Genomic DNA, 20848 nt, shown 5'->3' with positions numbered 1-20848 from the left:
GAGGTGACTCCGTTAGAAACTCAGGCGTAAAGCAAGGGCGGCGAGGGTGATCAACAGCACTGGCAGGGTCAGTACAATCCCGACCTTGAAGTAGTAGCCCCAGGTGATGGTGATGCCCTTGCGTGCCAGGATATGCAGCCACAGCAAGGTGGCGAGGCTGCCAATCGGGGTGATTTTCGGGCCCAGGTCGCTGCCGATCACGTTGGCGTAGATCATGGCCTCCTTGATCACGCCCACGGCATGGCTGGACTCGATGGACAGCGCGCCGATCAACACCGTCGGCAAGTTGTTCATCGCCGAGGACAGCAGCGCCGTCAGCACACCGGTGCCCATGGCTGCGCCCCACACGCCATAAGTGGCGAAGGTATCGAGCCAGGTCGCCAGGTAGGTGGTGAGGCCGGCGTTACGCAAGCCGTAGACCACCAGGTACATGCCGAGGGAAAAGATCACGATCTGCCAGGGTGCTTCCTTCAGTACTTTGCGCGTGGAGATCTTGTGGCCCTTGGCGGCGATCACCAGCAGGAGCAAGGCGCACACGGCGGAAATCGCGCTGATCGGAATGCCCAACGGTTCCAGGGCAAAGCAGCCCACCAGCAGGATGCCCAGCACCCACCAGCCGGCGCGGAAGGTGGCGCGGTCGTGGACCGCACTGGCAGGGTCGTCAAGGTCGGCGGGGTCGTAGGTCTGCGGAATGTCGCGGCGGAAGAACCACAACAGCACCGCCAGCGTGGCCGCGACGCTGACGAAGTTAACCGGCACCATCACGGCGGCGTATTCGTTGAAGCCAATCTTGAAGTAGTCGGCCGAGACAATGTTCACCAGGTTCGACACCACCAGCGGCAGGCTTGCCGTATCGGCGATAAAGCCGGCGCCCATGACGAACGCCAGCGTGGCCGCCGGAGAAAAACGCAGCGCCAGCAGCATCGACATCACGATCGGCGTCAGGATCAGCGCCGCACCGTCGTTGGCGAACAGCGCCGACACCAGTGCGCCGAGCAACACCATATAGGCAAACAACCGTCGGCCGCGCCCTCGTCCCCAGCGCGCTACATGCAGGGCGGTCCAGGCAAAGAAGCCGGCCTCGTCCAGCAACAGGCTGATGATGATCAGCGCGACAAAGGTCCCGGTGGCATTCCAGATGATGTGCCACACCACGGGAATGTCCGCCAGGCTGATCACGCCGCAGGCCAAGGCCAGGATCGCGCCCATGGTGGCGCTCCAGCCAACGCCCAAACCTTTGGGCTGCCAGATGACCAGGACGATGGTGAAGATAAAAATGGCAATTGCGACAAGCATGAATAAAGGCTCCGGTGGCTCAGCAGCAGGTGCTGGCCCGTTGTGGTCTGTCGCCCATTGCATCCAGACGCTGTGCGTCGCTGTGCAACCATGGCTGGTTGGCTTGCTGGGTGATGTGCAGCACCTGTGTCACCCACTCGGGCAGCGCAGGGTTGATCCGGTAGTAGATCCATTGACCCTGACGGCGGTCCAGCAGTAACCCGCAACTGCGCAGTTGCGCGAGGTGACGGGAGATTTTGGGCTGGCTGTCGTCCAAGGCATGGATCAGTTCGCACACGCAAAGTTCGCCTTCGCGCAGGATCAATAACGTCAGGCGTGCACGGGTGGCATCGGCCAGGCATTTGAACAGGGTGGGGGGGAGATGGCGTCCGACATGGCCAAGGCCTTTGCATATTGAGTTATTCGAATATACGAATATCCATATATACAGTCAAATCCTGTTTCAATTGACATGGATCAAATGCCTTGAAATCCGCCACAAGTGTTTGAAATTAAAATGAAACACGAATGTCCTAAAGTGCCTGCCCATTGCTGAAGAAGGATAAATCCGCGTGACCCGTGCCACTCGCAACCTGCGCAAGACCCTCGATTCCGTCGCGGACAATAACGAAACCGCCGCGTTCGACCTGATGCGCGCCGTTGAAAAACTCGGCGATGAAGTGCTGCGCCAGCGTTTGCTCAACACGATTCACCGGCTCAACCAGGATGCCTATGAGCTGCGTGAGGCGCGCGACTCGGTGGAGCAGGTGTCGGTGAGGCTGGCCTGAGCAAGATCGTTCAAGACAAGCCCGTTGTTGCGCTGGCATGCTTGTCGACTGTTTGTCGATGAGCCGTTTCCATGCCCACTGCCTTACCTCATTACGCCTTCGCTCGCGGCGCCATCGCCGTCATTCCCCTGTCCCTGGCCTGTGCGCCCTGGGGGCTGCTGGCCGGTTCCATGGCCATCGATGCGCAATTCAGCCCTTTGCAAGCCCAGGGTTTGTCCGCCATCGTGTTTGCCGGTGCTGCGCAACTGGTCGCCATCGGTATGGTCAAGAGTGGCGCCAGCCTGATTTCCATCGTGTTGACGACCTTGCTGCTGACCTCTCAGCATTTGCTCTACGGCATGCACCTGCGCCCGGTCCTGTCACCCCTCAAGACGCGCTGGCGCATGAGCCTGGGCTTTTTGTTGACCGACGAATTCTTTGCACTGGTCAGTCACTATGACCGCGAGACGTTCAACCGCTGGTATGCCCTGGGCGTTGGGCTGACGTTCTATATCATCTGGAACCTGTTCACCCTGGCCGGCATCGTGCTCGGCAAAAGCATTCCCGGCCTTGATCAACTGGGCCTGGAATTTTCCATCGCCGCCACGTTTATCGCGCTGATCACGCCGGTGGTGCGCGACATACCCACGGTGGTCTGCGTGGCCGTGTCGCTGCTGTTTTCGGTGTGGTTGAGTTTCCTGCACTGGGAGTCGGCGGTGGTGGTGTCCGGCTTGCTGGGCATGAGCGCGGGTTATGCCTGCAAGCGACTGGGAGTAGGGCAGCAATGATCTACATCATGATTGTGGCCATGGGCCTGGTGGTATTTTTCAACCGTTACCTGTTTATCGAACCGCGCCTGCCGGTGCGCCTCAACCGTGGCGCGCGGGAGTTTCTCGGGTTTGCAGTGCCGGGCATGCTCACGGCAATTTGCGGGCCGATCATTTTCCTGGCGGACCATCACCTGAACCTGAGCCCGGCCAACCCCTACCTGCTGGCGGGTATCAGCGCCGTGGGGCTGATGTTCTGGACGCGCAATGTGCTGGTCACCGTGCTGCTGAGCATGGCGCTGTTTTACCTGTTCCGCTGGTTGCTCTGAGCCCAGGCGAAAAAAAGCCCGCGGGAGAGCGGGCCGAAGGGAGACTACTAAAAATGAGCGTGGTCAATATAGACCGCGCCTTCTCCCTTTACAGTGAAACAAAGTTCATGCGGCCGTCAGTCCAGCCCGCGGCAATGGTACAGTCGCGTTTTTTCCAACGGAGCAATGGCATGCACAAGGTGGTAATTGGCGCACTGGTACTGGCGGCCCTGGCCGGTTGCGCAGGTTCGAAGATGAAAGAGGCGCGCGCAGGCACGCCCTACAAGACGCTGGCTTCGGACAAGGCCACCCTGGTCGTTGCCGAATGCGTGCAATTCGGCTGGCAGGACGAAGGCGTGTTCGGCGTTGATGCCGGCGGCTTCAAGGAGCCAATCGAGGCGGGCGGTTACACCGTCTACACCACCGCTGGCGATTACTTCGTCGACGTGCAAAGCGCGGGTGCCGGCTCCACGATCAAGTACTATGCCGCAGAAGACAATATGCCGGCCAAGCGCCGTTTGGCCGCACTCGCGACCTGCCTGTAATCCATTGCCTTAGTCGAATTAGGAAATGCCTGGCACGACAGCCGTCGGGCATTCGCTTATGATTCACCCGCTTGCCCGACATGATGGCTCTTTACCAGTACACGGACGTCGAGGCCTAAACGTCGGGCGAGCACCTCTTCCTATCTTCAGCGCGGCATGTAACCCAAGTGCCAGCGACGGGGAATCTTCAGCGACACCAACCCCAGCAACCCTGCCAGCACGCCGCTGACCAGCAGCGCTTTCAAGCCCATCTGGTGTTCCAGCAGCGCGCCAATCACCGCCCCAACGAACATGCCAGCCCACGGGATCAACTGCACGCGCCAACCCATGCGGCGCTCCCCGAGCAGCCAGCGTCCCAGCCCGCGGCCAAAGCGTGAGAGCGCTCCGGTGACGTAAGTCAGCCCGACCGGCAATCCGTTGACCTCTTCCACTGCAGCATTGAGCATGCCCATGGCGATGATCGCCGCCAGCAGCGCGGGCAACGTATCGCTGGAAGGCAGCCATGCCGCACCGCACAACAAGGTCGCAATGCACAACAGCAAAGGCAACGCATGACGGCGGCTCATCCGGCTGACCACCACACCCAGCGCGTTACCGACCACGAATGTTACGACCAGCAACAGCAGGCGCCCGGTCAGTCCAAGATCCCCCTCGCTGATCGCTACCGCCAGGCGCGTGGTGTTGCCGCTCATGAACGAAACGAAGTCGCCGCTCGCCATGAAGCCGATGGCATCGGTCATGCCTGCCAACACTGAAAGGCTGGCCACCAGCATCAGCCCGACCCGACCACGCCAGCGCTGTCGATGGGCGAGTGCAGCATTGACGTAACGTTTGCGGGGCGAAGGCAGCATAGGGCCGGGTTCCTCGATGAGATTATCCGGCCACTACCGTAGGACGCTTTACGCGCGCATGCAATGACCTCAGGCAGGCGTCAATGACCAACCTGTGTGATGCCAATCCAGGAAATGGGTTGGCTTGATCGATTGGATGAACGTGGCGTCATGGGATACCACCAGCATCGCCCCGTTGAAACCCTGCAGCGCCTGTTCAAAAGCCATCACCGACTCGAGGTCCAAATGGTTGGTCGGTTCGTCCAGCAACAGCAGTTGCGCCGGTTTGTCACCCCATAAGGCAATCGCCATCGCGGCCTTCAAGCGTTCACCGCCGCTGAGTTGCCCGGTGGGTTGGGTGACGCGCGAGGCATCCAGGTGCAGCAACGCCAGGCGCGTGCGCAACTCGGCTTCGGCCAGTGGGGTGTCGAGCAGGTTGAGGTGTTCGACGATGGAGCGTCGATCGTCCAGCAGCGCAAGGTGTTGGTCGATGTAGGCGCAGGGCAGAGGCACACTGCATTCACCCGCGACAGCCTGCCACTCACCGGCCAGTACCTTGAGTAACGTGGACTTGCCGCATCCGTTGGGCCCACGCACGGCGACGCGCACCGGACCTGCGAGATGCACAGTGAGGCCGCTTGACGGTAACCACGGCAATTGTACGTCGATCAAGGACAGCACCTGCCGTCCGTTGGGCACCGCTGATGCAGGCAATGCCAACAGCGTCGGCGTTTCCTCTTCGACCCGTTCATAAGCCTGGCGCACCTGCGCATCCAATTCGTGCTTGTGCTGCCAATGCGCACTGCGCACGCTGCTGACGATCTGCGTGGCGGCGCCTTTCCAGCGCGCCTTGGTGAAACGGTCGACGTTGGCGGTTTCCGCATGTTTGCGTGATCGCGCGGCGTTGCGTTGCAGGTTGTCGTGGTCTTTTTGCAGGCGCCGCCGCTCGCGGCTGCGCTCCAGGCGTGCATGGTCCAGCGCGGCGATGGCGGCCTGTTGTTCCGCATCACGCTGCCGACGGTAGGCATCGTAGTTGCCGCCATACACGCTGACACCAAGGGGCGACAGTTCTACGATGCGCGCCATGGCGTTGAGCAATGACCGATCATGACTGACCACCACCAGGCCGCCACGCCAATCGCCAAGTACACGCAGCAGCCAGGCGCGGCCATCGTTGTCGAGGTGGTTGGTGGGTTCATCGAGGACCAGCAACGGCGGAGCGGCGAGCAGCGCGCCGATGATCGCGACCCTGGCCAACTGGCCGCCACTGAGTTGATCGGCTGGGGTATCAAAAGCCAGCTGCGATAACCCCGCAGCATCCAAGGCATTGCGCAAGCGTTCGGCCAAGCCCCAGCGGTCGTCGATCAATTCCAGGTCATCGGGCTGTGCGGCGCCTCGGGCCATGCGGTCAAGGGCGGCCAGTATCGCAGCGGTGCCGGTGAGGTCGGCGACGGTTTCCCCCGGCGCAACCACGACATTCTGCGCAACGTAGATAGTACCGGGCGGGCCACTCAGCGTGCCGGAGGAGGGCGACAGCAGCCCGGCGATCAGCTTGGCGAGGACGCTTTTGCCCCGTCCGTTACGGCCGACTATACCGGTAGGGGTGTGATCGATGGACAGGCACAGGTCATCCAGCAGGGTTTCGCCATTGGCGAACTGGACACTCAGGTGTTGCAGGGAAACAAGCGTGGGCAGCCGGTTGACGTCAGTCATCAGCACCTCCAAAAAAATGTCGGACAGGCCAACAAGCGCGCCAGGCGGCTCGTTGCAGATACATTTTGGAAGGCTTAGTTGTTCACGTCGGCGGTCGTCCTGCGGATCAGAAGGGAGGCCAAGCCTAACCCGTCTTGGCTTTTTTCGGCAAGTCCGCCGCAAGTTGCTCAAGGAACATCGCCAAGGCCACTTCTTCAGCCTTGAGCCCTTTGCGCAACCGCGGCTTGGGCAGTTTGGAGAGTTCGCCGAGGCTGAAATGCTCCAGCACCGCAGGGTGGATGTAACACTTGCGGCACACCGCCGGGGTGTTGCCCAGCTGCTTGGCGACATCCTTGACCATCGCCACCACGTGCCTTTTGGCATCGGACTCGGGCTGCCACTCCAATTCCCGCAACACGGCCAGCGCCATGGCGGTGCCGGCCCAGGTGCGGTAGTCCTTGGCGGTAAAGTCGGCGCCAGTGAGGCTGTGCAGGTAGTCATTCACGTCGTGGGAGCTGACGGTGTGGCGCTCGCCATCCTCGTCCAGGTACTGGAACAGGTTCTGCCCTGGCAATTCCAGGCAGCGCTTGACCACCGTGGCCAAGCGGCGGTCCTTGACGCTGATCTGGTGCTCCACGCCACTCTTGCCGCGAAACTGGAACTGGATTTCGCTGCCTTTCACATCCACATGGCGGGTGCGCAGGGTGGTCAGCCCGTAGGATTTGTTGTCCCGCGCATACTGGGTATTGCCGACGCGGATCAGTGTGGCGTCGAGCAGCATCACCACCGTGGCCAAGACTTTTTCACGGGTGAAGCCGGGTTCGGCGATTTTTGCCTCCAACTGCTTGCGCAATTTCGGCAGGGCGTTGCCGAACTCCTGCAACCGGGAGTACTTGTCACTGTCGCGCACCTCGCGCCAGCGTGGGTGATAACGGTATTGCTTACGGCCACGGGCGTCGCGGCCGGTGGCTTGCAGATGCCCGCGCGGGTCGGCGCAGATCCATACGTCGGTGTACGCAGGCGGGACCGCCAGGGCGTTCAGGCGCTTGATCTCCTCGGCATCGGTAATGCGCACGCCCTGGGGGTCGAAGTATTGGAACCTGCCCCGTACTGTCTTACGGCGGATGCCGGGCTGGGTGTCGTCAACGTAATGCAGGTCGCGGGGCAGTGCAGAGTCAGACATGGGGCAGGTTCCTTGGCAAAAATCAGGCCGGTATGTCTGATGGACCGCAGCGGTGTGCGGTCGTGCCAAAAGGTTGCTTACGCCAAGACTGCGACGGCCTTGATCTGTGCCCACAGCCTCTGGCCAGGGTGCAGTTGCAGCTGGTCGCGGGAGAAGCGCGTGATGCGCGCCAGCAACGGCGTGCCACAGGCGTCCAGGCGCACCAGCACGTGCGCGCTGTTGTCCGCGGAGATCTCCTGGGTGACCGTTACCGGCAGGCGGTTGAGGATGCTGCTGTGTTCCTCGGCTTGCAGGCTGAGGCTGACATCACGCGCCTGCACCTTGATACGCAGCGCTTTGCCCACCGCCAACGGCGCATGGGCCACGCGCATGTGCAAGGCGCTGGCGGGCAGTTGCAGGGTGAGCAACTGATAGTGAGGGTCATAGGCACTGACCGCGCCGTCGATCACTACACCCGCGTCGTCGCCCCGCGCCAGGGGCAGGTCAAGCCGCGCCAGGGTTTCGCCGATGGGCCCGCTGGCCAGGGCCTTGCCGTCGCTGAGCAAGACGATGTGATCGGCCAGGCGTGCCACCTCATCCTGGGCATGGCTGACGTACAGCACCGGGATGTCCAGCTCATCGTGCAGGCGTTCGAGGTACGGCAGGATTTCGCCTTTGCGCTGGCTGTCGAGGGCGGCCAGGGGTTCGTCCATCAATAACAAGCTGGGGCTGGTGAGCAACGCGCGGGCGATGCCAATGCGTTGGCGCTCACCGCCGGAAAGGTGCTGGGGATGCCGATCAAGCAGGTGGCCGATGCCGAGTAACTCGGTGGCCTGGGCCATATCGACACGGCGCTGCTGGCGGGGAATACGTTTGAGACCGAATTCCAGGTTGGCCCGCACCGACAGATGCACAAACAGGCTGGCTTCCTGAAAGACGTAACCCAGCGCGCGTTTATGGGGAGGCACGAACACCCCGTTACGGCTGTCTTGCCAGACGTCATCATTGATCTGGATAAACCCGTCTTCGGCACGCTCCAGCCCGGCGATGCAACGCAGGCAGGTGGTCTTGCCGGAACCGGAATGCCCGTACAGCGCAGTCACACCGCGACCAGGCAAATGCAGATCCACATCCAGGGCAAAGGCCGAATACTTGAGGTACAGGCGTACATCGATCATCGACATCAACTCCAGCCCATCTTGGTTTTACGGCTGGAATAGAGCGCCAGCAACACCAGGAACGCGAACACCACCATGGAACCGGCCAACCAGTGAGCCTGGGCATATTCCATGGCTTCAACATGGTCATAGATCTGCACGGACACCACCCGGGTCTTGTCCGGAATATTGCCGCCGATCATCAGCACCACGCCGAATTCACCGACGGTGTGCGCGAAACCCAGGATGGAGGCGGTGATAAACCCTGGTCGCGCCAAGGGCAAAATCACCGTGAAAAACGTGTCCCACGGATTGGCGCGCAAGGTCGCGGCCACTTCCAGCGGGCGTGTGCCGATGGCGGAGAACGCGTTCTGCAAGGGTTGCACCACGAACGGCATGGAATAGATCACCGAGCCGACGACCAGCCCGGCGAAGCTGAAGGTGAGGGTGCCCAGGCCCAGCCATTGGGTGAACTGGCCGACGTAGCCATTCGGGCCCATGGTCAGCAGCAGGTAGAAGCCGATCACCGTCGGTGGCAACACCAACGGCAGGGCAACGACAGCGCCGATGGGACCGCGCCACCAGGAGCGGGTGCGCGACAGCCACAGGGCGATCGGAGTGCCGATGACCAGCAGGATCAGCGTGGTCAGGGAGGCCAGTTGGACAGTCAACCAGATGGCGGAAAAATCGGCACTCGATAACGGCATTTACTTGGCCAGCTCGTAACCATAGGACTGGATGACAGCAGCGGCTTTAGGCCCCTTCAGGTAGTCGACCAACGCCTTGGCAGCGGCGCTGTCCTTGCCCTTGTTGAGGATCACCGCGTCTTGTTTGATCGGGTCGTGCAGGGCGGCTGGAACGATCCACGCCGAACCGCTGCTGACTTTGCCGTCTTTATAGATCTGCGACAAGGCGACAAAGCCCAGCTCGGCGTTGCCGGTGGACACGAATTGGTAGGCCTGGGTGATGTTCTGGCCTTCGACGATCTTGTCTTTGACCTTCTCGGTCAGACCTTCCTTGGCCAGCACTTGGGTGGCAGCGAGGCCGTAGGGCGCGGCTTTGGGGTTGGCAATCGACAGGTGCTTGAACTCGTTTTTCTTCAGCACGTCGCCTTTGGCGTCGACGTAACCTTCCTTGGCCGACCACAGCGCCAGGGTGCCGACGGCGTAGGTAAAGCGTGAGCCTTTGACGGCGTCACCTTCGGCTTCAAGCTTTTGAGGCGTAGTGTCGTCAGCGCTCAGGAATACTTCGAACGGCGCGCCATTCTTGATTTGGGTGTAGAACTGGCCGGTGGCACCGTAGGCGGCGACCAGTGTGTGACCGGTGTCTTTTTCGAAGTCGGCGGCAATCGCTTGGATCGGTGCGGTGAAGTTGGCGGCCACGGCCACCTGCACTTCATCGGCATGCGCCGAACCGAAGGCGAGGGCAGCGACCAGGACCGCCAGGCGTGAGGCGTGAATCTTCATGAAGCAGCTCCTCTGAGGGTGTACGGCGCGTTATGGGTCGAAGGTGTAACCGCTATGTATGGGAATATATAGCGGTTGGCCATTGCCGGTACAGTGCAAAGTTGCCGCGGGAGCAGGTTCTATGGGGTGATTTTGGCCAGCGCCTGCTCCGCCAGTTCGCGCGTCAGCGCGTAGGTGGTGGTGTCTCTGCCCAGGCGCAGCGCCTGGCCGGACCAGAGGTTGCTGAAGCCTGCTTCGTCCTTGGCTTTGAGCGGAATCAGTGCACCACCGGCGGTAGGGAATGCGGGAGCCGCGGGGTTGATTGGGCCCAGCTCACGCATGACCCGGTTGACGATGCCTCGTGCCGGTCGACCGGTGAACAGGTTGGTCAGTGCGGTCTCGCTGGCCTGGGCATGGCGCAATGCGTGGTGGTGCGAAGGGGTGACATTGGCTTCAGGGGTAAACAGGTAAGCCGTGCCGATTTGCACCGCCGAAGCACCCAGGGCAAAGGCCGCCACAATCCCGCGCGCATCACCGATACCCCCGGCGGCAATCACCGGCACGCTTACGGCGTCAACGACTTGTGGCAGCAAGGCGAACAGGCCGATCTGGGTGTTGAGATCATCGCTGAGAAACAAGCCACGATGCCCGCCCGCTTCACTGCCCATGGCGATAATTGCATCGCAGCCGTGCTGCTCCAGCCAGATCGCTTCTTCCACGGTGGTGGCCGAGGACAGCACTTTCGCGCCCGTGGCTTTTACCCGGTCGAGCAAAGCTTTTTCCGGTAGGCCGAAGTGAAAACTGACGACCTCGGGTCGCAATTCTTCGATGAACTGGCAAGCCGCTTCGTTGAACGGCTCGCGGTTGGACACGGGTGTTGGCGCCTGAAAATCGGCACCCAGTTCGCGGTAGTAGGGTTCCAGCAGGTCCTTCCAGTGGCGGTCACGCGCGGCGTCGGGTGCTGGCGGTTGGTGGCAGAAGAAATTCACATTGATCGGACGTGGGCTGGCCTCACGGACCGTGACCAACGCTTCGCGCAGTTGCGCGAGACTCAGTGCTGCAGCCGGTAATGAGCCCAGCGCCCCGGCTTTACTGGCCTCGATGACCATGGCGGTGGTAGTGCCCACGGCCATGGGCGCCTGGATGATGGGCAGTTCGATCCCCAGCAGGTCGATAATGCGGGTGTCGGGCCAGGTGCTCATGGGATGTCTCTCCAGCGTTAATGAGGCTTTTGGCTGTTTTAACAGGGCTCACAACACCCGGCCACTCTGTTTTATTCACTGGACGAACGGAACGTTTCGTGGTGTGCCACCCGTTGAGAGCGTCACCCCGCACCGCATGAATCCGCTTATCAATGTGGGTTGCGTGGGTTTCCAAAGAGAAAGCACTCGCTAGGCCTTCGGCAACTGCTCCCGAGCGAGCAACTGCTGCTTGCGTTCCACACCCCAGCGGTATCCCGACAGATCGCCATTACTGCGTACCACGCGGTGGCAAGGAATGGCGACCGCAAGGCTGTTCGCGCCGCATGCCTGAGCGACTGCGCGGAAAGACTTCGGCGCGCCGATTCGTGCGGCGACTTGCGCGTAGCTGGCCGTGCTTCCCGGTGGAATGTCGCGCAAGGCTTGCCACACCCGTTCCTGAAAGGCCGTGCCGCGCAGATCCAGGGGCAGGTCCAGGCCGAGCGCAGGTGCTTCGATAAACCCCACGACCTGTGCCACACACTGTTCGAAGCGCTGGTCGGCGCCTACCAGTTCGGCCTTGGGAAACTGGTCCTGCAGATCGCGTACCAATTGGTCGGGATCGTCCCCCAGCAGAATTGCGCACACACCACGGGCACTTTGCGCCACCAGGATCGCCCCCAGCGTGCATTGACCGACCGCAAACAGAATCGCAGTGTTGGTACCGCCAGCCTTGTAATCACTGGGCTTCATACCGAGAAGCTGGTCAGCCGATTCATAAAAGCGGCTGTTGGAGTTGAAACCCGCGTCATACAAAGCCTCCGTCACCGAGTGCGAGGCTTTGAGCCCATCGCGCACCTTGCGTGAGCGATGGGCGCTGGCGTAGCCCTTGGGCGTCAATCCCGTGACGGCTTTGAACACGCGGTGGAAGTGGAAGGGACTGAGGTTGGCTTGCATGGCCAGCGCGTTCAGGCTGGGCGGGGTGTCAGCCTGTTCGATACGTCGGCAAGCGTCGGCTACCAGTTGCGCGTGGTGCGCAACCAACTGCGTCTGGTCCCCGGCTGCGCGTTTGCTGGCGCGATAACCTGCAGCTTCGGCCTGCGCCGCGGTGTCGAAAAATTCGATGTTTTCCGGGCGCGGCAAACGTGAGGCACTGCTGGGGCGACAGTACACACCGGTGGTCTTCACGCCGTAGACAAACAGCGCATCGGCCTTGGGATCGCGGGCCAGGATCGCTGCCCAGCGCGGGTCTTGTTCAGTCATCATGGTCGGCACTCTTGACGGATCGTTGGCCAGATTAATCGCGCCGTGCGCATCTGGACACTCCGAAGCTTGCGGTCAAATCAACCGGCAGTGCGAAACGTGAGGTTGATGCGTTGCGGCCCCATGATCGGATGCACACCGTCCTTGATCGGCATCACCCCGTGGAAGTGCAGGCGATCCACGCCACCCCAGACCACCACATCACCATGGAACAGCGAGACTTTCCGGGGTTTGTCACTGCGCTCATGTCCGCCAAACAGGAAGATCGCCGGTAGGCCAAGCGATATTGATACAACCGGTTCGCTATAGCGACGCTCGTTTTTGTCCTGGTGCAGGGACATTTTTGCGCCGGGCACATAGCGGTTGATCAGGCAGGCGTCGGGAGCAAAGTCGAAAAAACCGGCCTGTGCCGCCGCCTGCACCGCCAATTGACGCAACACCTCTGGCATTTGTGGCCACGGCTGTTGGCTGCGCGGGTCGACTGGCGAGTAGCGGTAACCGGACGTGTCGGTGGTCCAGCCCAGATCGCCGCAACTGCTCAATGCCGCCGACATGGTAAAACCGCCAGGTGTCACCATTTGCCGAAACGGTGACTGAGCCAGCACCCGTCGCAATTCCGGCAGAATGCGTTCAATCCAGGGTAGGGCTAGGCCCCGTAATACGTAGGACTGTTCGCCAATTTGCTCACGCCCTGCGGGTTGCTGCAGGACGTCGTCGGCGAACAGGTCGGCGGTGGGGCCGGGCATTGGCTTACAGCGCCTTGCTCACATTGATGTCGGTGATTTCATCACTGGCATCGTGAATTTTCTCCAGGGCTTGCTTGGCTTCTTCCACGCTGTTGGTCTGCAGTTGGGCGAACTCAAAGCGGCGTTCGCCGTTGAGCTTGTACTTGATTACGTATTTTGTGGTGGTCACGGCTATTTCCTGTGAAGTGTGCGGATCAGCTCAGCTTGGAGCTGGTGCGCCGCACAATGCGGATCTTGTGGGACAACGCGGGTTTGCGGGTCACGCTGATTGCGCGGCGCGTGACCACGTCCAGGGTGATGTTCCAGAACCCGGTGCTCGGGGCGGTTATTTTGGCCGGGAACTTGTCGAAGGCGCCGCCGTGATAGGTGTGACGGCCGCCATTCTTGAAACTGCGAAAATTCGCATCGCTCATCAGACGGATATTACAAGTTTGCGAGCATTCGATGACGACAATGTCGCCCTCGTTGAGGTGCTCACGCTGATGGATGAATTTCATGGGTAAGGGCTCCAGAAGGGCTTTTTCTGAAAAATCAGAACGATACGTAGGTTAAGATGGAGTTTATCAGCCCCAGCACGTTTATTATCGGCCCGTCTTCAACGACGTCGACAATTTAAAACAGTTATTTACCGAGTTATCACGGATAAATCCTACGTGGGCGGGAGAAAATTACCATTCCCGCTGTCGTAGGATCTTTATCGGAGGTTTTAGTATGAAGTGGAGTGTGTTGGTTCTGGCCCTGGCGATTGGTGGGTGTGCTTCGGTTGCAGATATCAAGCAGACCCCTCCGACCTTGGCGGTTATTTCCGGGAAGAAGCCACAGGAATACGCCGCATGTGTGGTGCAGAAACTGTCGGCAACCCGTCGGCCACCGCAGATCGAACCGCATAAGGAAGGTGGTGTGCAGGTGATTGTGCCGCAAAAGTTTTCGGCCGATCCATCAGCGATTTTCGAAATTGATGAACGCTCCAGTGGTAGCAGTATCAAGCTCTACGAGAGCATGTCTAACGTGCCGATCCGTCCGGGTGACGTGAAGAAGGCTGGCGAGGACTGCATTTCCGGCTGATAACGCCCGTTTCACCCTGCGACTTCGAATCCGATAAAAAGCCTGGTCCCATGATTGCGGGGCCGGGCTTTTTTCATGGCTGTGTGTACGTAGATGGCAGTTCGCTATAATCTCGACCAAACGCCCCACGACAGTGTCTGCGCTCTTTCCAATTCCTACGACGATGAACCTATATGAACAAGATTCTTGCACTGATTGCGGTAATGGCACTCGGCGGCTGCACGACCACCTCTGACGTCTACCTGAAAAACGGCGAACAAGGGCTGACTATTGATTGTTCCGGCGAGGCCAATTCCTGGGCCAGTTGCTATGAAAAGGCCGACGCCTCCTGTGCAGGCACCGGTTACCGTATCGTCGGCACCGAAGGCACGCCTGCACTCAAGGAAAGTGAAAAGACCTTGGGCCAAGACGTAGGCAACTTCAAAGGTCGCAGTGTAGTCGTGGTCTGCAAGTAAGCATTACGCCTACATTTGAATATCGGCAAACTTGATGCCTAATCCACGGATAGTCTCCACCAGATCATCCAGGCGAGGGAAAGACTCAACCTCGTCCTGATCGTCCACCAGGAAAAAACTGCGGCCACCGCTTTTCTTGAAGAATACGATCCACTCCCCAAGATCGGCCGGGCTCTGGATGATGTGAGTGGCCGTTATCTGGCCTTCGGCCTGGCGAGCCATGACGTGTTCGCGTTTCATGAAAGACTTCCCCAAAAAGACGAATGCCGAGTAAACCTAGGGTTTGCGCGGCATTTTTGCATTGATTCGGTCGAAAGTTTAACGGATGTGAGCGGGCGAGTCGTGTTGGACGGTGTTTTTGTCTCAGCGGCAAATAGAGACTGAGAGTTACGCTGCGTTTGTAGATTCCGAATGGGTCTAAAAAACTAGTATTTCTCACAGTACTCAGTCAATTCCCGGTTAATTCACAATGGCGCTCACTGGTCGGAACGTTATTCCTGACGCTTAGCGGTGCAGGTGAGCAACGTCTGACGACCAGCGGACAACGTAACGATGCGGGCAAACGAACCAGGCAGAAAGCGCGGGCATTCAAGGGAAGCGAGTAGAACGTTTACGCGCGTGACGTGCGGTATCGGTCGGATGCTTGAGACGATGGGAATGAGCCGGGAGGCGCTATCATGAGCGAAATGGATACAGTTAAAGTGTCGTACATCCCAGAGGAATTTTGCGAGGGAAATGCTAGTGAAGTGACGCGTGTAGTGAAATATAGCGCCGGAGAAGCGTACGAACTTGTGTCATTAGTAGGTGGAGTGGCAACGTACGAAGCGCCGACAAACGAAAATAACGTTGATAGCAGAGTTGTTCGCAACTCGATGATCGCGATGTTAGGCGCCTCAAACTATAGATCTAAGTACCCATCCTCTCTAAAGCACTTGTTCGTCGTTGACGTCACTAAATGGCAGCCGCCCGTAGTTGCTCCCGAGCCACCGAGGACCGAATGCCCAGCTCGGCCCGCAGAGTGGCCCCACCAATTGGACTGGCCCCCAGTTCGGCCCCCAGCATGGCCCCCTGGCATACAGTGGCCCCCAGAAGGCATGCCAGTCGAGCAGCTTATAGAGGTATCAATAAAAAATAATTCAATTCGGTGGGAAGAGTTTTACCGAGATCGGTATCAATGAGGTTACGGTTCCGAGCACGAAAAAGCCCCGTTAATCGGGGCTTTTTCGCGCAGCCTGCAAGGTTTACTTGCCTTTCGGCCGTTTGCTCGATGCATGCCCCGCTTCATCCACGAACACTTCAGCTACGGCGATAGCCTGGCTTTCGCTCGGAAATGCGCCGGCGACGCTGTCGCCGTGGAAGTTGATCAAATGCCAACCGTCCGCTCGCTGTGTGATCAGGTAGCCGTTCACGCCTTTTGGTTCTGACATCTATCAAATATCTCGTGGTGTGGTTCAAGGCCCTTATGATAGCGCCAAATACCGCAATCCAGCGCACGTTATTCCAAGTCAGTGTTCCGGTTGCAAAAGCGTGCTAAAAAGGGTGCAGCCCTTTGATACATTGAGGGGCAAGCGTCTTTCGCCGAGGCGGTGAGCATGCGCCTCGTAAGATCAGCGGAACTTACGCTGAGATTTTTTCTCTATGATGACATCGCAACGCCAGCAGGACCCATTGTAAGGTGACTGCGGCCTGATTAGACTGCGCCGAATTCCGTACGCACAGCCCTTTGTAAGGACTTATATGATCAAGAAATGCTTGTTCCCAGCAGCCGGTTACGGCACTCGCTTCCTGCCAGCGACCAAAGCCATGCCCAAAGAGATGCTGCCGGTGGTGAACAAGCCACTGATTCAGTACGGCGTCGAAGAGGCCCTGGATGCCGGTCTGAACGAGATCTCCATCGTCACTGGCCGTGGTAAGCGCGCGCTGGAAGACCACTTCGACATCAGCTACGAGCTGGAAAACCAGATCAAGGGCACCGACAAGGAAAAATACCTGGTCGGCATCCGCAAACTGCTGGACGAGTGCTCGTTCTCCTACACGCGTCAGACCCAGATGAAAGGCCTTGGCCACGCCATCCTGACCGGTCGCCCGCTGATCGGTGACGAGCCGTTCGCCGTGGTACTGGCGGATGACCTGTGTGTGAACCTGGAAGGCGATGGTGTGCTGACCCAGATGGTCAAGCTGTACCAGAAATACCGTTGCACCATCGTTGCAGTGATGGAAGTGAACCCGACTGAAACCAACAAGTACGGTGTTATTGCCGGCGACGACATTGGCGATGGCCTGATCCGCGTACGTGACATGGTTGAAAAACCAGCACCGGAAGATGCACCTTCCAACCTGGCAATCATTGGTCGTTACATCCTGACCCCGGATATCTTCAAGTTGATCGAAGAAACCGAGCCAGGCAAGGGCGGCGAAATCCAGATCACCGACGCCCTGCTCAAGCAAGCCAAAGACGGTTGCGTGATTGCCTACAAGTTCAAGGGCCAGCGTTTCGACTGCGGCGGCGCTGAAGGCTACATCGAGGCGACCAACTTCTGCTACGAACACTTCTACAAGACTGGCAAGGCTTACTGATTAACCCAATAAGCAGCCTGTTCTAAAAAAGCCACCTTAGGGTGGCTTTTTCGTTTTTCAGCCCCATGTAAGTCGGTATGCTGATTGCCTGCCGAGGAGAGTGAAATGGCCTACGATTTTGACCTGTATGTGATTGGCGCCGGTTCCGGCGGTGTTCGTGCGGCCCGTTTTGCCGCGGGCTTTGGAGCCAAGGTGGCTGTGGCGGAAAGCCGTTACCTGGGCGGCACCTGCGTCAACGTCGGCTGCGTACCGAAAAAGCTGCTGGTGTACGGCGCACATTTCGCCGAAGACTTTGAGCAGGCCAGTGGGTTTGGCTGGTCCCTGGGTGAGGCGAATTTTGATTGGGCCACCCTGATCGCCAACAAGGACCGCGAGATCAACCGCCTCAATGGCATCTACCGCAACTTGCTGGTCAACAGCGGCGTGACGTTGCACGAAGGGCATGCGCGGCTGGTCGATGCGCATCAGGTCGAGATCAATGGCGAGCGCTTCACCGCCAAGCATGTTCTGATTGCGACGGGTGGCTGGCCGCAAATTCCGGAGATTCCGGGGCATGAACATGCCATTGGCTCCAATGAGGCGTTCTTCCTCAAGGAATTGCCGAAGCGCGTACTGGTCGTCGGGGGTGGTTACATTGCCGTGGAGTTCGCAGGAATCTTCCATGGCCTGGGCGCGCAAACCACGCTGCTGTATCGCGGTGATCTGTTCCTGCGCGGTTTCGACGGTTCGGTGCGCACGCACCTGAAAGAAGAGCTGACCAAGCGTGGCCTGGATCTGCAATTCAATGCCGATATCGAGCGTATCGACAAGCAGGCCGACGGCAGCCTCAAGGCGACGTTGAAGGACGGCCGCGTGCTGGAGGCCGACTGTGTGTTCTACGCCACCGGGCGGCGTCCGATGCTGGACAACCTGGGGCTGGAGAATACCGGCGTCAAACTCGACAAGCGCGGCTTCATTGAGGTGGATGACCAGTACCAGACCGCCGATGCATCAATCCTGGCCATCGGCGATGTGATCGGTCGCGTGCAACTGACGCCGGTGGCCCTGGCCGAGGGCATGGCCGTGGCGCGCCGCCTGTTCAAGCCTGAGCAGTATCGCCCGGTCGACTACGCGATGATCCCGACCGCGGTGTTTAGCCTGCCGAACATTGGCACCGTGGGCCTCACCGAAGAAGAAGCGAAAGAGAAGGGCCACAAGGTGCAGATCTTTGAAAGCCGTTTCCGGCCGATGAAGCTGACCCTGACCGAGTGCCAGGAAAAGACCCTGATGAAGCTGGTGGTGGACGCCGATACCGATCAAGTGTTGGGTTGCCACATGGTCGGTCCGGACGCGGGTGAAATCGTCCAGGGCCTGGCGATCGCACTCAAAGCGGGTGCGACCAAGCAGCATTTCGATGACACCATCGGCGTACACCCCACGGCGGCGGAAGAGTTTGTCACCATGCGCACGCCTGTGGCCGACTGATCAGTCCTCGGGCGTTGCCTCTGGCGCCGTCGCAACGACGGTCGCCAGGCGCAATGCCTCAAGGCTGGCCTGGGCCTTGATCAGGTCCAATTCCAAGGTTTTGTTGGCGTGCTGGTGTTCCGCCAATGCTGCCTGGCGTGACTGGCTCTCCAGCACGGCAACGCGCAGACGCTCCTGCAGCAGGGTGCGCTCGCTGTCAATCAGGCCCACTTGTTCATTCAGCTTGAGCATCTGGGCCTGATCTTTGCGGGATTGTTCCTGTAGCGCCGTCAACGCTTTCGATGCCACTCGATGCTCAATCAACAGTCGCTCATTGTCGCGATGCAGCTGGGTGATTTCATCCTGGCGCACCATGGCGCTCTGCTGCGCTTGGCGCAGTTCAGCCTGGACCTGTTGCAGTTGACCTTCGTGGCGACGCTGTTCCTGCTCACGCTGCTCCTTGATTGCATGGCGGTAATGCTCCAAGGCATCCCGGGCGTGTAAATGCTTTTCTTCCAGTGAGCGAATCTGCTCGTCCTTGTCGCTGATCCTTAACTCGTAATCACTGCACGCCTGGCTCAGCCCGGCGTTACGGGTTTGTTCGGTCTGCAGGCTGGTGCTGGCGGTTTGCAGCGCGGCGCTTTCCTCTGCAAGGGCGGCGGCCTGGATATCAAATTGTTGCTTGAGCTGGCTGTGGGCCTCTTCAAGGGCTTCGACCTGGGTGAGCAGGGCGGCTTTCTGTTGCTCGAACTGCGCCATGGCCAGGTCGATGGACTCCTGGGCTTTTTCCTTTAATCGTTGCGCCAGGCGCGCCACTAACTCGCCAAGCTCGTCGTCGATAGGCGCCTCGGTAATGGTGGCACGGGTCTCGCTCTCGTCCAGCTCCTTCAGATAGCGATGAATCGTGGTTTTCGAGCCCGTGTTGCCCATTTCGATGCGTACGGCGTCGATGCTGGGGTTTTCGCCGCGGGCGAGGATTGCCAAGCGCGCCGTTTGGACTACTGCTTTGTTAATGCCGCCGCGAGCCATGGGGTCTCCGTCGATTTCGTATTGTGGTACATGGTATGTATATACGTATCATATCATGAACAAAATACGGTTTGAATTCATGATTTAACAGATGGGATATTGGCGTATTATCCCGTGTCATATGCGTTTAAACCGCGCAAACACCTGCCAGCCGTACGAATAGGCCTCCCATGAGCGATCTGGACCGTTATCTCGATGCCGCCACCCGCGATAACACGCGACGCAGCTATCGCGCCGCCATCGAACATTTCGAAGTGAGTTGGGGAGGGTTCCTGCCCGCCACCAGCGACAGCGTGGCGCGTTATCTGGTGGCGCATGCCGGGGTATTGGCGGTCAACACGCTGAAGTTGCGGCTTTCGGCTTTAGCGCAGTGGCACACGAGCCAGGGCTTTCCCGATCCGACCAAGGCGCCGGTGGTGCGCAAAGTGCTCAAGGGTATTCGCGCCGTGCACCCGGCGCAGGAGAAACAGGCCGAACCTTTGCAGCTCAAGCACCTGGAGCAGGTGGTGGCGTCCCTTGAGAGCGAGGCAAAGGCCGCGGCCCACGACCTGCCTCGGCTACTGCGCGCCAAGCGCGACACCGCACTGATCCTGCTGGGCTTCTGGCGCGGGTTTCGCAGTGATGAGCTGTGCCGTCTCGAGATCGAGCATGTTCACGCCACGCCCGGCGCGGGCATCAGCGTGTATCTGCCACGCAGCAAAAGCGACCGCGACAACCTCGGCAAGACCTATCACACCCCGGCGCTGTTACGCCTGTGCCCGGTGCAGGCCTACAACGAGTGGCTCAGTGCCTCGGCGTTGGTGCGTGGCCCGGTATTTCGCGGCATCGATCGCTGGGGCAACCTGGGGGAGGAGGGGTTGCACCCCAACAGCGTAACCCCATTGCTGCGGCAGGCGCTGGAGCGTGCGGGGATTCCCGCCGAGCAATACACCAGCCACTCATTGCGTCGTGGGTTTGCCACGTGGGCCCATCGCAGCGGCTGGGATTTGAAGTCGTTGATGAGTTACGTCGGCTGGAGCGACATGAAATCCGCCATGCGCTATGTTGAAGCGACGCCCTTTCTTGGCATGACCCTGGCGACGCAACCGCTACTTTGAGATTTCTTCTATTAATACAGTTTCCTGATAGGGAAAACCAATCGTCA

25 protein-coding genes are annotated in these 20848 nt (G+C 59.6%); 9 read left to right on the top strand and 16 right to left on the bottom strand.

Going from position 1 to position 20848, the window contains the following annotated elements:
* Positions 1-12 precede the first annotated feature (12 nt).
* Together AB4N92_RS26845 and AB4N92_RS26840 are read right to left on the bottom strand one after the other, a co-directional pair.
* A complete protein-coding gene (locus AB4N92_RS26845) occupies positions 13-1296 on the bottom strand; it encodes an arsenic transporter (protein ID WP_038453268.1) in 1284 nt (427 codons plus the stop codon).
* Positions 1297-1315: 19 nt separating this feature from the next.
* The gene (locus AB4N92_RS26840) at positions 1316-1690 is read right to left on the bottom strand and encodes a metalloregulator ArsR/SmtB family transcription factor (RefSeq protein ID WP_205518041.1); all 375 of its coding nucleotides are present in this window, start codon (positions 1688-1690) and stop codon (positions 1316-1318) included.
* A 157-nt stretch (positions 1691-1847) separates the two neighbouring features.
* On the opposite strand from AB4N92_RS26840, the gene AB4N92_RS26835 reads away from it, so the two are divergent.
* The 4 genes from AB4N92_RS26835 (at position 1848) to AB4N92_RS26820 (ending at position 3662) form a co-directional block, all read left to right on the top strand.
* The gene (locus AB4N92_RS26835) at positions 1848-2063 is read left to right on the top strand and encodes a hypothetical protein (protein WP_010210327.1); all 216 of its coding nucleotides are present in this window, start codon (positions 1848-1850) and stop codon (positions 2061-2063) included.
* 71 nt (positions 2064-2134) lie between these two features.
* On the top strand, positions 2135-2830 hold the full coding sequence (locus AB4N92_RS26830; protein ID WP_021493102.1) for an AzlC family ABC transporter permease: 696 nt from the start codon (positions 2135-2137) through the stop codon (positions 2828-2830).
* Complete coding sequence (locus tag AB4N92_RS26825) at positions 2827-3138, top strand: AzlD domain-containing protein (RefSeq protein ID WP_010210330.1); 312 nt, start codon at positions 2827-2829, stop codon at positions 3136-3138. Before AB4N92_RS26830 ends, AB4N92_RS26825 begins: the two co-directional genes overlap by 4 nt.
* Positions 3139-3308: 170 nt before the next feature.
* Positions 3309-3662, top strand: coding sequence for a hypothetical protein (locus AB4N92_RS26820; protein WP_010210332.1), 354 nt, complete (start codon positions 3309-3311; stop codon positions 3660-3662).
* 146 nt (positions 3663-3808) lie between these two features.
* Here the strand turns inward: AB4N92_RS26820 and AB4N92_RS26815 are convergent, their stop codons facing one another.
* The 11 genes from AB4N92_RS26815 to AB4N92_RS26765 all read right to left on the bottom strand — a co-directional run bounded on the left by AB4N92_RS26815 (position 3809) and on the right by AB4N92_RS26765 (position 13632).
* Positions 3809-4513, bottom strand: coding sequence for a YoaK family protein (locus AB4N92_RS26815; protein WP_236267324.1), 705 nt, complete (start codon positions 4511-4513; stop codon positions 3809-3811).
* Between the two features lie 69 nt (positions 4514-4582).
* On the bottom strand, positions 4583-6205 hold the full coding sequence (locus tag AB4N92_RS26810) for an ABC-F family ATP-binding cassette domain-containing protein (RefSeq protein WP_198730209.1): 1623 nt from the start codon (positions 6203-6205) through the stop codon (positions 4583-4585).
* A 124-nt stretch (positions 6206-6329) separates the two neighbouring features.
* Positions 6330-7367, bottom strand: coding sequence for a DNA topoisomerase IB (locus AB4N92_RS26805; RefSeq protein ID WP_021493104.1), 1038 nt, complete (start codon positions 7365-7367; stop codon positions 6330-6332).
* A 77-nt stretch (positions 7368-7444) separates the two neighbouring features.
* Entirely contained in the window at positions 7445-8524 is a 1080-nt protein-coding gene (gene modC, locus AB4N92_RS26800; RefSeq protein WP_032883058.1) for a molybdenum ABC transporter ATP-binding protein, read from the bottom strand.
* A gap of 5 nt (positions 8525-8529) precedes the next feature.
* A complete protein-coding gene (gene modB, locus AB4N92_RS26795) occupies positions 8530-9210 on the bottom strand; it encodes a molybdate ABC transporter permease subunit (RefSeq protein WP_044287229.1) in 681 nt (226 codons plus the stop codon).
* A complete protein-coding gene (modA, locus tag AB4N92_RS26790) occupies positions 9211-9969 on the bottom strand; it encodes a molybdate ABC transporter substrate-binding protein (protein ID WP_044287228.1) in 759 nt (252 codons plus the stop codon).
* Between the two features lie 119 nt (positions 9970-10088).
* Positions 10089-11150, bottom strand: a complete 1062-nt coding sequence (locus AB4N92_RS26785) for an NAD(P)H-dependent flavin oxidoreductase (RefSeq protein WP_236267323.1) — start codon at positions 11148-11150, stop codon at positions 10089-10091.
* Between the two features lie 189 nt (positions 11151-11339).
* Positions 11340-12392, bottom strand: coding sequence for a bifunctional DNA-binding transcriptional regulator/O6-methylguanine-DNA methyltransferase Ada (gene ada / locus AB4N92_RS26780; protein WP_010210342.1), 1053 nt, complete (start codon positions 12390-12392; stop codon positions 11340-11342).
* Between the two features lie 77 nt (positions 12393-12469).
* Positions 12470-13135 carry a DNA oxidative demethylase AlkB gene (alkB, locus tag AB4N92_RS26775; RefSeq protein WP_236267322.1) on the bottom strand — a complete coding sequence of 222 codons (666 nt, stop codon included), beginning with the start codon at positions 13133-13135 and terminating at the stop codon, positions 12470-12472.
* A gap of 4 nt (positions 13136-13139) precedes the next feature.
* The gene (locus tag AB4N92_RS26770) at positions 13140-13304 is read right to left on the bottom strand and encodes a hypothetical protein (protein ID WP_010210344.1); all 165 of its coding nucleotides are present in this window, start codon (positions 13302-13304) and stop codon (positions 13140-13142) included.
* 25 nt (positions 13305-13329) lie between these two features.
* Positions 13330-13632 carry a DUF1883 domain-containing protein gene (locus AB4N92_RS26765; RefSeq protein ID WP_003191319.1) on the bottom strand — a complete coding sequence of 101 codons (303 nt, stop codon included), beginning with the start codon at positions 13630-13632 and terminating at the stop codon, positions 13330-13332.
* A gap of 214 nt (positions 13633-13846) precedes the next feature.
* On the opposite strand from AB4N92_RS26765, the gene AB4N92_RS26760 reads away from it, so the two are divergent.
* On the top strand, positions 13847-14200 hold the full coding sequence (locus AB4N92_RS26760; protein WP_010210349.1) for a hypothetical protein: 354 nt from the start codon (positions 13847-13849) through the stop codon (positions 14198-14200).
* 173 nt (positions 14201-14373) lie between these two features.
* Positions 14374-14655, top strand: a complete 282-nt coding sequence (locus AB4N92_RS26755; protein WP_010210350.1) for a hypothetical protein — start codon at positions 14374-14376, stop codon at positions 14653-14655.
* 9 nt (positions 14656-14664) lie between these two features.
* On the opposite strand, the gene AB4N92_RS26750 is transcribed toward AB4N92_RS26755, so the two are convergent.
* Both AB4N92_RS26750 and AB4N92_RS26745 read right to left on the bottom strand, forming a co-directional pair.
* Positions 14665-14895 (bottom strand): hypothetical protein, encoded by a 231-nt coding sequence (locus AB4N92_RS26750; RefSeq protein ID WP_010210351.1) that lies wholly within the window; start codon positions 14893-14895, stop codon positions 14665-14667.
* 1001 nt (positions 14896-15896) lie between these two features.
* On the bottom strand, positions 15897-16082 hold the full coding sequence (locus AB4N92_RS26745) for a hypothetical protein (RefSeq protein WP_010210353.1): 186 nt from the start codon (positions 16080-16082) through the stop codon (positions 15897-15899).
* Between the two features lie 310 nt (positions 16083-16392).
* On the opposite strand from AB4N92_RS26745, the gene galU reads away from it, so the two are divergent.
* Together galU and gorA are read left to right on the top strand one after the other, a co-directional pair.
* Entirely contained in the window at positions 16393-17232 is an 840-nt protein-coding gene (gene galU, locus AB4N92_RS26740; RefSeq protein ID WP_003173830.1) for a UTP--glucose-1-phosphate uridylyltransferase GalU, read from the top strand.
* Positions 17233-17337: 105 nt separating this feature from the next.
* Positions 17338-18696, top strand: a complete 1359-nt coding sequence (gene gorA / locus AB4N92_RS26735; RefSeq protein WP_010210355.1) for a glutathione-disulfide reductase — start codon at positions 17338-17340, stop codon at positions 18694-18696.
* On the opposite strand, the gene AB4N92_RS26730 is transcribed toward gorA, so the two are convergent.
* Complete coding sequence (locus AB4N92_RS26730) at positions 18697-19704, bottom strand: DNA-binding protein (RefSeq protein WP_236267250.1); 1008 nt, start codon at positions 19702-19704, stop codon at positions 18697-18699.
* Positions 19705-19874: 170 nt separating this feature from the next.
* Here AB4N92_RS26730 and AB4N92_RS26725 point away from each other — a divergent pair, with 170 nt between their 5' ends.
* Positions 19875-20801, top strand: coding sequence for a site-specific integrase (locus AB4N92_RS26725; protein WP_236267248.1), 927 nt, complete (start codon positions 19875-19877; stop codon positions 20799-20801).
* The last annotated feature ends 47 nt before the right edge of the window (positions 20802-20848 follow it).

The organism is Pseudomonas sp. S3_A09 (genome assembly GCF_054668065.1).
Note: the sequence above shows the minus strand (reverse complement) of the source record. Positions and strands in the feature narration are given on the sequence as shown.